The following is a 12524-nucleotide window of genomic DNA, read 5'->3' on the forward strand; positions in this document are numbered from 1 at the left end:
TTATCCACCATTTTCTTGAGCCAACATTGCGAGTTGGTCAGCCTGATGTTCGCGATGTAGTGCGTCTAATAGCTCATTCATATCGCCCTGCATAATGGCATCAAGCTTATATAAAGTCAGATTAATACGATGATCGGTCATACGCCCTTGAGGGAAATTATACGTCCGAATTCGCTCAGAGCGATCCCCCGTACCAACCAGATCGCGACGCATGCTGGCTGTTGCAGCATCGGCCACGTCACGCTTTGCTTGCTCCAATCGAGCTGCTAGCCATGACATTGCACGAGCTTTATTCTTATGTTGGCTACGCTCCTCTTGACACTCAACAACAGTACCCGTTGGAATATGGGTGATGCGAACTGCGGAGTCGGTTTTATTGATGTGCTGACCACCCGCACCGCTTGCTCGGTAAGTATCAATTCGAAGATCGGCAGGATTAATTTCAACGGTATGATCTGTATCTACTTCGGGTAAAATTGCAACAGTACATGCGGAAGTATGGACTCGACCTTGAGTTTCAGTCGTGGGAACACGTTGAACGCGATGAGCACCACTCTCAAATTTCAACCGACCATAAACACCTTCGCCCTCAATCCGAGCAATAATTTCCTTGTAGCCCCCATGCTCCCCTGGGCTTTCAGAGAGAACTTCCAAATTCCAGCGCATTTTTTCAGCAAAACGAGAATACATGCGGAACAAATCCCCTGAAAAAATAGCGGCCTCATCTCCCCCTGTCCCCGCACGAACTTCAAGGAATGCCGAGTTTTGATCGCTTGGGTCTTTGGGGATCATCAGAATGTTAAGTTGATTGGTGTAATCCACTATTCGAGCCTGAGCATCACGCTTTTCTTCATCCGCCATATCGCGCATATCTTTGTCAGCACTCGGATCGCTCGCCATTTCCTCAGCTGTTTTGATATCTGCTTCAGCTTGAGTAAATTGGCCCCAGACTTTTACTAATTCCTCTAAGTCGCGATGTTCGCGCGATAAGGCCCGAAAGCGATTATTATCGCTAATCACACTGCTATCCGACAGCAATGCATTTAACTCTTCAAAACGATCGGTCAGTTGGTCTAAACGTTGGCGAAGCGACGGCTTCATGTGCAGGCATCCAATTCAGGCAAGTACTTAACAGAACAGAAATTCAAAAAAATATTAGACTCTATATATAAAATCTAATTCAACCAGAAGAATTCCTTTCGGTTCAGTAAATAAAAAATATTAAGGGCGCATAGTCTGACAGCATCAGCGTTTGGGTGCAAATGGGGCTTCTGCTTAAACACTCATTTATAAATTGAATTCTTTAATGAACTAACCAATACGGCGCTTTAGCCCTTTAGTTTGAATTACGCGCGTTGCGATTTCTTCAATCGACATCTCAGAAATATTCAGACTTGGAATACCTTCACTGATATAAATGCCTTGAATCGCTCGTAACTCCATTTGGCATTGCTGGAAACTCGCATAACGGCTTCCGGCTTTGCGTTCGCTACGAATAGCAACTAAACGCTCCGGATCAATCATTAATCCAAATAATTTATGACGATATTCTTTTAGAACCTTGGGCAAACGATTGTCATCTAAATCATCTTCAGTTATGGGATAGTTTGCCGCTCGGATACCAAATTGAAGTGCCATATAAATACAGGTCGGGGTCTTACCCGAGCGGGAAACCCCAATCAGAATGATATCGGCTAGGTCATACTGCCTCGTACGTGCCCCGTCATCATTATCCAGTGCGAAATGCACGGCATCAATGCGCGACTTATAATCCTGTGAGTCCACCATACCGTGAGAACTACCAACGATAGGTTCTGGTGGAACACCAAGTTCAGTAGAAATTTTACTAAGAATTCCTTCGAATACATCTAGGTTCAGAGCGGAAGCGGTATTGATAATGTCACGAACAGCGGGATCAACTAATGTATCAAAAACCAGTGGGCGCATTTGGTCATCGTGTGCGGCTTGATTGATCACTCCAACTGCATCAAATGCACTGGCCTCATTATCCACATAAGGCAGAATTCGCATATCAAACTCTACCTGTGGAAATTGAGAGAGTAACGAATGCCCTAATGTTTCCGCCGTAATCGCTGTCCCGTCAGAAACAAAAAAAACAGTCCGATGTAGTTTTTTGGATTTATTTGATGTAGTGGAAGATGATTCAGTCATGGCAGATGTGATCAGCAGATAATTTACTTACTATAGCCTGACCATTGTTATTTTTTCCATGCTTAATTTTTGAAGGCAGAGCTATACACGCGCTTAGAGTCGAGATACGGGTTATTGTTCTCACTCTATTGATGAGCATTAATACAATAACAACAACATCCTTCACCACAACGTCATCTTTTCGAATTAAAGTATCGACTTACAAATAAAGACTTACTTGCTCATAATTCAAACAACAATAAGCGATTCATACGGATGATGCGTTTGTCTTGCAGCCATAGAGTCTTTATAGTAGTCAGTATATTGTTAGATTGTTTTTTGCTAATGTTTTTTTGAGAAAAACGGTCAGATTTGAAGTGCAAAAATACACATTGAAGTGATGAGATCTGCCCCAATCAAAAACATGGTAAATACTATCAAAACCTGCGAATTTTCTGCGTTAACATGTTATTCGTTTGTCTCATAGACGAATTTCAACCTAGCAGCTTAAGCCTGCTAATACTATCTTGGGAGTTGCATCTTGGAACCACGTGTAATAGACCTCGCCAAACTCGGCAAAAATGATATCGACCGCGTCGGCGGAAAAAATGCATCCCTAGGTGAAATGATTAGCCATCTTGCCGGTGCTGGTGTAAGCGTCCCAGGTGGTTTTGCAACAACTGCGCAAGCATTCCGCGATTTCTTAGAGCAAAGCGGATTGAATGCACGCATTCAGAGTGCACTGCAAAATTTAAATGTAGATGATGTTCAAGCCTTGATCAAAACTGGTGCGCAAATTCGTCAGTGGATTATAGAAACACCACTAACGGCTGAACTGGAACAAGATGTTCGTACTGCTTTTGCTACCCTCTCGGAAGGTAATCCTGATGTAGCTGTTGCCGTTCGTTCAAGCGCTACAGCAGAAGATTTACCGGATGCGTCTTTTGCAGGTCAACAAGAAACTTTTTTGAATATTCGTGGCATCGACAATGTTTTGATCGCAATTAAAGAAGTATTTGCCTCATTGTTTAATGATCGTGCGATTGCTTACCGTGTGCATCAAGGATATGCCCACCAAGGCGTTGCATTGTCTGCCGGTATCCAACGTATGGTCCGCAGTGAAACTGGCGCAGCAGGCGTGATGTTCACTCTGGATACTGAGTCAGGTTTCCGCGATGTCGTGTTTATCACGGCGGCTTATGGTTTGGGTGAAACCGTGGTCCAAGGCGCAGTCAATCCCGATGAATTTTATGTGTCCAAGCCGCTGCTTGAAAGTGGCAAACACGCTATTGTTCGTCGCAACTTGGGCAGTAAGCATCAGAAAATGGTTTATGGCGACAGTGGTGTGACAGGCCATTCAACCGTTATTGTTGATGTCGATAAAGCTGATCGCCAAAAATTTGCGTTAAATGATCAGGAGTTGGTTGAGCTCTCCAAGCAAGCTTTGATCATCGAAAAGCATTATGGTTCACCCATGGACATTGAGTGGGCGAAAGATGGCGATGACGGTAAGCTTTACATTGTCCAAGCACGTCCAGAAACCGTAAAAAGTCGTCAAAACGTCGGCACCATGGAACGCTACTTGCTCAAACAGAAAGGAACAGTTCTTTGCGAAGGACGCTCCATTGGCCAACGTATTGGTTCTGGTAAAGTTCGTATTATCAATTCCATCAAAGAAATGGATCTACTCCAACCTGGTGATGTACTGGTCTCTGACATGACTGATCCAGATTGGGAGCCCGTCATGAAGCGTGCTTCTGCGATCATCACTAATCGCGGCGGTCGTACTTGCCATGCTGCAATTATTGCGCGTGAGTTAGGCGTTCCAGCTATCGTCGGTTGTGGTAATGCGACTGAAGTATTGGTTGACGGTACTGAAGTTACAGCATCATGCGCAGAGGGTGATACTGGCTATATCTATGAGGGTGCGCTTGATTTCGAGGTTCAAAAGAACTCCATCGATTCCATGCCTCCCCTCGCATTCAAAATTATGATGAATGTGGGCAATCCAGATCGCGCCTTCGATTTCGCGCAGATTCCTAATCAAGGTGTGGGATTGGCTCGTCTGGAATTCATTATTAATCGTATGATCGGCGTACATCCAAAAGCATTGATCAACATTGATAGCTTACCGCGTGAAACCCGTGCTGCAGTGCTTGCTCGTACTGCGGGTTATGCAACGCCGGTTGAATTTTTTGTTGAGAAATTGGTTGAAGGTATCTCAACACTTGCTGTTTCTTTCGCAGGTAAACCTGTCATTGTGCGGATGTCTGACTTTAAGTCAAATGAATATGCAAATCTGATTGGTGGAAAACTCTACGAGCCTGAAGAAGAAAACCCAATGCTCGGTTTCCGTGGAGCGAGTCGCTATGTTTCTGACAACTTCCGCGATTGTTTTGAGCTTGAATGTCGTGCGCTGAAAAAAGTTCGTGATGAAATGGGTCTAACTAACGTAGAAATCATGATCCCATTTGTGCGTACTGTGGGCGAAGCGGCTCGTGTGATTGAGCTACTCGCACAAAATGGTTTGGTTCGAGGTGAAAATGGTTTACGCGTTATTATGATGTGCGAGTTACCAACCAATGCATTGCTTGCCGACAAATTTCTCGAACACTTTGATGGTTTCTCAATTGGTTCAAACGACTTAACACAACTCACGTTGGGTTTAGATCGTGACTCTGGTATCGTCTCCCACTTGTTTGATGAGCGTGATGACGCGGTTAAGGCCTTACTTTCAATGGCCATTTCTGCATGCCGTAAAGCTAATAAATATATTGGGATTTGTGGTCAAGGCCCATCTGATCACCCTGACTTAGCATTGTGGCTCATGGAGCAAGGGATTGATTCTGTCTCTTTGAATCCAGACTCGGTTCTCGATACCTGGTTCTTTTTGGCTCAAAGCCAATAATAGTACCTATGCTTATTCGTGTTATAGATTGTTAGTATGATCTTCAATTACAAAAGGCTCGTTTTACACGAGCTTTTTGTTGATTACAATTTTTGATATTGTGTTTAATTCCATTTTTTGTCCAAAGAAAAATCTTCTTCAGATTCATATCTCAATAGAGAGAACTTCAGTTTAAACTTTCACATTTATATGCGCAGGCGTTCTTAAACATGCAAATTTACCTAGCTCGGAATAATCAACAAGCGGGTCCCTACACTCTTGAACAAGTCAATGCGATGTTGGCAAATACTCAAATTGTTTTGACCGATCTCGCATGGCATGAAGGCATGGAAACCTGGCTACCGTTAGGTCAATTGACTGGCGGTAAGATGGTTTATATTCCATCTTCAGATAAAAGCGCTGTCATTTCTCCATTTTCAACACCAACTACACCCAGTGCTAATAAGACTGCAGGTGTTTATTCGAGAACGACATCAACAAAAATTGATGCAAATCATTTTTTTGCTAATGGTTCAACAATTGCAAATGTTGGTACGCGGATTGGGGCAGCGGTCGTTGATCTATTAACACTACTCGTTATCACTACGATTGCGATGTATCAAATCTTGCCGCAAGATACGATCGCAAAAATTAGTGCGATTATGGAAAAAGCATCATCGGAGACGACGTTGCAGTTGCAACAGCAAGTTTATGCGCTAATTCCGCCACAAGTGCAGGTTCAAGTGTTACTGATTGCTGCTGTTGTGGCCTTCGTGCAAATTCTTCTGATCATTTGGCGTGGTCAGAGTATCGGCAAAATCTTATTCAAAATTAGAATTGTAGATGAAAAAAGCGGCTTAAAAGCAGGATTCATGCAAGGAGCAGTACTCAGAACATTATTGTTCAATCTTGCTTATAATTTACCTTTAGTGGGCTCTCTCATTTTTATGGTTGATTTTATCTCTTTATTTACAGAAAAGAATCGCACCCTTCATGACCGTCTGGCTAAAACCTTGGTCGTGAATGCGTTGCCTGTACAATTAGAAAAACCTAAATCTTAAGTAAATTTTATAAAAATGTGTGGTATTGGCACAATAATCGCTTGATATCACACATAGAATTTGCAATAAAAACGTGTTAGAAACCTTAAAGAAAGTAAAGGATAAATACTAAAATGGTAGCGGTCGTATGACGATTCTGATTCTATTTCTCTTAATCGTCTTAAATGGCGTATTCGCAATGTCGGAGATGGCATTGGTTAGCGCACGTAAAGCTCGCCTGCAAAAAAGAATCGATGACGGGGATAAAGGCTCCATTGCTGCTGCCAAATTGGCTGAAGACCCCGCTGATTTTATGTCTACCATGCAAATTGGTATTTCAACGATTACGATCTTAAGTGGTATTTTAGGTGAGGCTGCCCTATCTGAACCACTTGAGAAGTTTTTACTCGACTTTGGCATGCGCGATGCGATTGCAAGGCCACTATCGATTGTCTTTGTTGTCGCCATCATTACCTATGTCAATATTGTTGTTGGTGAATTGGCCCCCAAACGACTGGGGCAGATTGCTCCTGAGAATGTGGCACGCATCGTGTCTAGACCCGTGCTATGGCTAACTGCGGTCATGTTGCCTATTGTGCGGTTTCTCTCGGGATCAACTTATTTAGTTCTACGATTGATAGGGATTAAAAATACCCAAGGTCCTAAAATGACCTCTGATGAGATTCATGCGATTCTCGTTGAAGGCTCACAGAGTGGATTGATTGATGAGCAAGAGCATCAAATGGTGCGCAACGTTTTTCGATTGGACGATCGAAAAATTGCCAGTCTGATGGTTCCTCGTTTGGATGTCACCTGGTTATCCGTTAATGACGATCTTGAAAAGATTTTAGATGTTATTGAAAAAAGTGAATTTTCGCGCTTCCCTGTTTGCCGTGACAGTATCAATGATGTGATGGGTGTGGTGATGGCAAAAAATGTGCTCACCCAAGCCCTCAATAAAGAGCTCCTCAATCTTGAGTCGATTATGGAACCGCCTCTCTATGTGCCAGAGTCGTTGAATGGAATGGAGTTACTGAACCTGCTCCGTAGTTCTCAGACTGAGATGGCTTTGGTGGTTGATGAATATGGTGATATTCAAGGTATCGTGACCGTGCAAGATTTACTTGAGGCCATCACTGGGGAATTTCAGACGGATGACGAAGAGGATTCCTATGCCATTGAACGTGATGATGGATCTTGGTTACTTGACGGCTTAATTCCAAGTCACGATCTTAAAGACCGATTAAAAATAAAAAGCTTACCAGAAGAAGAGCGTGGGTTGTATAACACACTTTCAGGGCTAATGATGATGCAGCTTGGGCGCATTCCAAAAACGGCAGACAAAATTGAGTGGTCTGGTTGGGTGCTTGAGATTGTCGATATGGATGGTAAGCGTATTGATAAAGTGCTTGCTACACCGCTCATTTGCCATGATGATCTTGACGAACAAGACTAAGTGACATCGCTATGGACAAGCCATCAGCACAAAGCCCTCCACCTATTCCTCCTGAAGTCGCCTATCGCGTAGTTTATGCTGCCAGCCGAGATCAACGCATACGGGCTGGCATTATCGATCATACAATCGATAGCACCATCTGGCTTTGGCTAATGGCGATGGCGTTGTGGTCTGTCTTTCATTTAGAAACTGCAAGTGATGCCCGCTCTATAATCGCCTCATTGGCTTCTCAGTTTTCATTTTCTATCAGTTTTATTGTTGCACTTTCATCGTTTGATTTATTCCTCTGTGTCAGGCGTGGACAAAGCATAGGGCAGTTATTCAATAGAATTTACAAAAAACCATTTCAATCATCGCCTAATAATCTAATCAGTGTTATTAAAGTTTGGGGGCATGGCTTGGTCAGTCGCTGTCTTGGCTTGCCGCTGCTCCACGTCTTTCTGGTATTCATTATTTTCTTTAATCCGACAATACAGCCGATGTCACTCTCCGACTTCTCATTGATTGAGCCTGAGGGAAGTCTAACTTTGCTTATTTTTCTATTCAAAATCGTCCTTGCTTCATGCGTGCTATTTGGCGTATTTTTACCTTTTGGACTAGGGTTTCTTCGTCAGCCGTTGCCAACATGGTATGACCGTGTATTAGGTGTAGATGTACTGCAGTGCAAGGATTTTCTCTAGATCAAATCACCCATAACGATATTTATTCAAATAGGAATAACAAATGACGGAGCTACTAAGGCGAAATCTAGAAAACCGCGAGTTGACGCGAGGAGCCGGTAAAGTCTCGGCTTTTATCTCTATCGCGCTGGGTATATTGGCGATATTGGCTGCGCTATGTTTTTTATTTCCTAATTTGCTAACAACTCCAGAATTTCGTCCTCTTTATAATGCCCACCTTTTACGCCAACTTTTAATTCTGGGTATCGCTATTGGTTTTATTTCTGGTGTGATTAGTGCATTTCGTAATCTCAATCGTCGTTGGGGATTATCTGGGATGTTATTGAATGCTTTGGCAGCACTGCTTGCATCTGGCCAGATTGAACCTGTTTATCATGGTCGCAGTGTATATGCGGGTTTGGATTATTTTGTTCTGACTTTGCTCATTGCAGCGTTAATCTTTATTCCGATGGAGCGTTTTTTTGCTAAATACCAAGAGCAGAAACTATTGCGGACAGGATGGGTTACCGATCTAAAATATTTTATGTTTAGTCATATCGGATTGCAGCTCATTAGTTTTTTTACCATCATCCCTGCTCAAATTATGTTTAACCGCTGGTTAAATCCAACATGGCAGCAGCTGGTCAGTAGTCAGCCCTTAGTTTTACAGTTTATTGAAATTCTCATTGTTGTCGATTTTTTCAGCTATTGGATACACCGCTCGATGCATAAAGTGCCGAGATTGTGGCGTATTCATGCAGTACATCACTCCTCGCATCATATGGATTGGCTAGCGGCAAGCCGGGTTCATGTAATTGAGATTATCACTAACCGATTTATTGGATATATTCCTTTACTATTTATGGGCTTCTCCCCTGCTGCAACTTACGCCTACTTAGTCTTTATTTCTTTTCATGCAATTTTTATCCATGCCAATGTCCGCTTTCGCTTTCCAGGTTTCCGTTGGGTGCTCGCAACTCCAGAATTTCATCATTGGCATCACTCTTCTGAAAAAGAAGCTTTAGATATCAACTTTGCCGCATTTCTACCCGTTTATGATGTGATTTTTAAAACCGCTCATATGCCCGCCCATTTACCTACACGTTATGGCACGACTGCTGAAACAAAAGTTCCCGAGGGGTTTGTTGGGCAATTCCTCTATCCTTTAAAGCGCCGTAAGCGCAAGAAGAAGCTTTAATTTCCGTAATAGTTAAGGCGATAAACCTATATTTGTTGATAAAGTGATAAATAAAGGGAAGGTATTGATTACCTTTCTCTTGTATAAAAATAAGACTGGTATTATAATCCGCGCTTCGCTTTTGCGATCACGCATAGATTTTTGTTTATAAGCTATTTATAAAAAAATGTTTCTAAATAACATTTTCTGCGTGCCTCCTTGCTTCTATCGCGTCGAAAGACTCTGATGGGGGCTGCCCAAACCGTAAGGAGCTATACATGCGTCACTACGAAATCGTACTTCTGGTTCATCCAGACCAGAGCGATCAGGTTGTTGGCATGGTTGAACGCTACTTGACTCAAATCAAAGATGCAGGTGGTCAAGTCCATCGCCTCGAAGATTGGGGTCGTCGTCAACTTGCTTACCCGATCAACAAGATCCACAAAGCACACTACATTTTGATGAACATCGAATGTGGCCAAACAACTCTTGATGAACTTGAAGAGCTGTTCCGCTACAACGACGCCATCATCCGTAATCTCATCATCCGTCGCGATGAAGCAATCACCGAAGAATCACTGCTCGCTAAGAGTGCTGAAGAAAAACGCGCGCGTAAAGCACAGCGTAACGATGATGTGTCTTCTTCTGACATGATCGCTGACGAAGCTTAAGGAGCAATCGACAATGGCACGTTTTTATCGTCGTCGCAAGTTCTGCCGCTTCACAGCTGAGAACACAAAATACATCGACTACAAAGATGTAGAAACACTGAAACAGTATGTGACTGAAAACGGCAAGATCGTTCCTTCACGCATCACTGGTACTAAAGCCCGTTATCAACGTCAATTGGCACTTGCGATCAAGCAATCACGCTACTTGGCATTGATTCCGTATACCGATAACCATCAATAAGGAGATGAATTGTGGACGTTATTCTACTGCAACGCATCGCTAATTTGGGTCAACTCGGTGACAAGGTTTCTGTAAAGTCAGGCTATGGCCGTAACTTTCTGATTCCTCAAGGCAAAGCTGTTTCTGCAACTGCAGCAAACACTGCATCATTTGAAGCACGTCGTGCTGAACTTGAGCGCATTGAAGCCGAATCGCTTGGCAAAGCACAAGAGCGTGCTGCTCAATTGAACGAATTGAATGTAGTTATCACCTCGAAAGCTGGTGATGAAGGCAAACTGTTTGGTTCTGTTGGCACACGTGACATCTCTGATGCACTCTCTGCTGCTGGTCATCCAGTTGAAAAAGCTGAAGTTCGTTTACCAAATGGCGCATTGCGTCACACTGGTGAATTCCATGTTGCAATTCAAGTCCATCACGATGTGACGGCTGAAGTTTTGGTTACGATTATTGCTGAATAATCGTTTCTGAACAGGCAATATGAACTAAAAAAGCACGCGAAAGCGTGCTTTTTTTGTCTGGGTGAATACGATATTTAAAAAACAGAAATAATGACTGGATGATATTGACCGCTGTCGCTTTATCTTCCTCATAAAATAACCATAAAAATGGTGACGTCAGTTTATTATGATTTTACTACTGCCCACGTCTGTCAATTAAGGTATCCTAAGCAACTCATTTTTTAGTTTGTTGTACCTGCTTCACGTTCCACTACACACTTAAGTACAGGTTTGATCATGCCAGACGCACCAGCTTCGCCAAATCGTGTCGCGACGCTATCGACTCACTCTGCAGAGAGTAATACCAAAGTCGCTCGTAAATCGAATAAAAAAAATGATGCTGAAAAAAGCACTGAGTTGACGCGTGAATTACGTGTGCCACCGCATAGTATTCAGATGGAGCAAGCCGTACTTGCCGCACTCATGACGATCAGCGAATCATGGGAGCAGGTCAGTGAAACCATTAATGAAAACTCATTTTATGCGATACGCCATCGTTTAATTTTTAAAGCTATTGGTCATTTGTCTACTGCCAATATGCCCTATGACGCGGTCATGGTCAGTGATTGGTTAAGTGGTCAACATCTGCTTGATGACATTGGTGGTGAAGAATATCTGATGCAGTTACTTGCTGAAAGCCCAGCGAGTTTATTCAACCTCCCAGCTTATGCCGAAAAAGTCCGTGAACATGCAGTACTTCGCGATTTAATTGCTGTTGGTAATGAAGTTCTGCAAATTTCTTACGACCCTAAAGGGCAGCCGGTCAGTGAAATTTTAGATGCCGTTGAAAGTAAGGTGTTTTCGATTAGTGAACAACATAATAATCGAACGGCTGAGAGTGGCCCTAAAGCCATCAATGCGGTATTGAAAACTGTACTGAACAAGGTTGAAGAGTTGCAAAATGCCGACAGCGCAATTACCGGTTTAACAACAGGTTTTGTTGAGCTAGACAATAAAACGTTAGGAATGCAAAAAGGCGATCTGATTATTGTCGCAGCACGTCCGAGTATGGGTAAAACCACATTTGCAATGAACTTGATCGAGAATGTTTTGTTTGGTAGCGACCTTCCCGCTTTGGTGTTCTCCATGGAAATGCCTGCTGACTCCATTGCAGTACGTTTGCTCTCTTCGTTCGGTTCAATTGACCAGAGCCGCTTACGCTCAGGGCGCTTAGAAGAAGGTGATTGGGTCCGTTTAACCAGCACTATGAGTCAGTTACAAAGTAAACATTTATATATCGATGATTCTTCTGCACTACCACCCAATGAATTGCGTTCTCGAGCTAGACGTATTGCCAAGATGCACAATGGTAAAATTGGCGCAATTATGATCGACTATTTACAGCTCATGAAAGTGCCAGGTATGGGCGATAACCGAGTTGGTGAGATTTCTGAAATCTCACGAAGCCTAAAAGCCCTAGCCAAAGAGATGAACTGTCCCGTCATAGCACTATCACAGTTAAACCGCTCTTTGGAAAATCGCCCCAACAAACGGCCGATCATGTCTGACCTTCGTGAGTCTGGCGCGATTGAGCAGGATGCTGACTTAATTATGTTTATTTACCGAGACGAGGTCTATAACAAAGAGTCTAAAGAGCAAGGTACAGCTGAAATCATTATTGGTAAACAACGTAATGGTCCGATTGGGACCGTACGTCTTGCCTTTCAAGGACAATTTACGCGATTTACCAATTTGTCTCCTGAATATTATCGTCCAGAGGATGATGAATAAGTTGACTCAAGCTG

General features: G+C 43.0%; 11 protein-coding genes. 9 read left to right on the top strand and 2 right to left on the bottom strand.

Going from position 1 to position 12524, the window contains the following annotated elements; translation table 11 throughout:
- Both prfA and ppsR read right to left on the bottom strand, forming a co-directional pair.
- Positions 1 to 1101: a peptide chain release factor 1 gene (gene prfA / locus HYN46_RS07580; RefSeq protein ID WP_114898814.1), complete on the bottom strand. Its 1101-nt coding sequence runs from the start codon at positions 1099 to 1101 to the stop codon at positions 1 to 3.
- A 210-nt stretch (positions 1102 to 1311) separates the two neighbouring features.
- Positions 1312 to 2172: a posphoenolpyruvate synthetase regulatory kinase/phosphorylase PpsR gene (gene ppsR / locus HYN46_RS07585; protein WP_114898815.1), complete on the bottom strand. Its 861-nt coding sequence runs from the start codon at positions 2170 to 2172 to the stop codon at positions 1312 to 1314.
- 520 nt (positions 2173 to 2692) lie between these two features.
- Between ppsR and ppsA the strand changes: the two genes are divergently transcribed.
- The 9 genes from ppsA (at position 2693) to dnaB (ending at position 12510) form a co-directional block, all read left to right on the top strand.
- A complete protein-coding gene (gene ppsA / locus HYN46_RS07590) occupies positions 2693 to 5059 on the top strand; it encodes a phosphoenolpyruvate synthase (protein ID WP_114898816.1) in 2367 nt (788 codons plus the stop codon).
- A 209-nt stretch (positions 5060 to 5268) separates the two neighbouring features.
- Positions 5269 to 6099, top strand: a complete 831-nt coding sequence (locus HYN46_RS07595; RefSeq protein WP_114898817.1) for an RDD family protein — start codon at positions 5269 to 5271, stop codon at positions 6097 to 6099.
- A 127-nt stretch (positions 6100 to 6226) separates the two neighbouring features.
- Entirely contained in the window at positions 6227 to 7534 is a 1308-nt protein-coding gene (locus HYN46_RS07600) for a hemolysin family protein (RefSeq protein WP_114898818.1), read from the top strand.
- 11 nt (positions 7535 to 7545) lie between these two features.
- Positions 7546 to 8214: an RDD family protein gene (locus HYN46_RS07605; RefSeq protein ID WP_114898819.1), complete on the top strand. Its 669-nt coding sequence runs from the start codon at positions 7546 to 7548 to the stop codon at positions 8212 to 8214.
- Between the two features lie 43 nt (positions 8215 to 8257).
- Positions 8258 to 9391, top strand: coding sequence for a sterol desaturase family protein (locus HYN46_RS07610; RefSeq protein WP_114898820.1), 1134 nt, complete (start codon positions 8258 to 8260; stop codon positions 9389 to 9391).
- A gap of 257 nt (positions 9392 to 9648) precedes the next feature.
- On the top strand, positions 9649 to 10041 hold the full coding sequence (gene rpsF / locus HYN46_RS07615; protein WP_114898821.1) for a 30S ribosomal protein S6: 393 nt from the start codon (positions 9649 to 9651) through the stop codon (positions 10039 to 10041).
- A gap of 13 nt (positions 10042 to 10054) precedes the next feature.
- The gene (rpsR, locus tag HYN46_RS07620) at positions 10055 to 10282 is read left to right on the top strand and encodes a 30S ribosomal protein S18 (protein WP_114898822.1); all 228 of its coding nucleotides are present in this window, start codon (positions 10055 to 10057) and stop codon (positions 10280 to 10282) included.
- A gap of 11 nt (positions 10283 to 10293) precedes the next feature.
- On the top strand, positions 10294 to 10740 hold the full coding sequence (gene rplI, locus HYN46_RS07625) for a 50S ribosomal protein L9 (protein WP_114898823.1): 447 nt from the start codon (positions 10294 to 10296) through the stop codon (positions 10738 to 10740).
- A 276-nt stretch (positions 10741 to 11016) separates the two neighbouring features.
- Positions 11017 to 12510, top strand: a complete 1494-nt coding sequence (dnaB, locus tag HYN46_RS07630) for a replicative DNA helicase (protein ID WP_114898824.1) — start codon at positions 11017 to 11019, stop codon at positions 12508 to 12510.
- Positions 12511 to 12524: the final 14 nt, after the last annotated feature.

Origin of the sequence: Aquirhabdus parva (assembly GCF_003351745.1) — a bacterium.
GTDB lineage: Bacteria > Pseudomonadota > Gammaproteobacteria > Pseudomonadales > Moraxellaceae > Aquirhabdus > Aquirhabdus parva.

Bases quoted from the DNA above. Each gene is read 5' to 3' on its own strand.
- prfA (WP_114898814.1), bottom strand. From the start codon at position 1,101: ATGAAGCCGTCGCTTCGCCAACGTTTAGACCAACTGACCGATCGTTTT.
- ppsR (WP_114898815.1), bottom strand. From the start codon at position 2,172: ATGACTGAATCATCTTCCACTACATCAAATAAATCCAAAAAACTACAT.
- HYN46_RS07595 (WP_114898817.1), top strand. From the start codon at position 5,269: ATGCAAATTTACCTAGCTCGGAATAATCAACAAGCGGGTCCCTACACT.
- HYN46_RS07600 (WP_114898818.1), top strand. From the start codon at position 6,227: ATGACGATTCTGATTCTATTTCTCTTAATCGTCTTAAATGGCGTATTC.
- HYN46_RS07605 (WP_114898819.1), top strand. From the start codon at position 7,546: ATGGACAAGCCATCAGCACAAAGCCCTCCACCTATTCCTCCTGAAGTC.
- HYN46_RS07610 (WP_114898820.1), top strand. From the start codon at position 8,258: ATGACGGAGCTACTAAGGCGAAATCTAGAAAACCGCGAGTTGACGCGA.
- rpsF (WP_114898821.1), top strand. From the start codon at position 9,649: ATGCGTCACTACGAAATCGTACTTCTGGTTCATCCAGACCAGAGCGAT.
- rpsR (WP_114898822.1), top strand. From the start codon at position 10,055: ATGGCACGTTTTTATCGTCGTCGCAAGTTCTGCCGCTTCACAGCTGAG.
- dnaB (WP_114898824.1), top strand. From the start codon at position 11,017: ATGCCAGACGCACCAGCTTCGCCAAATCGTGTCGCGACGCTATCGACT.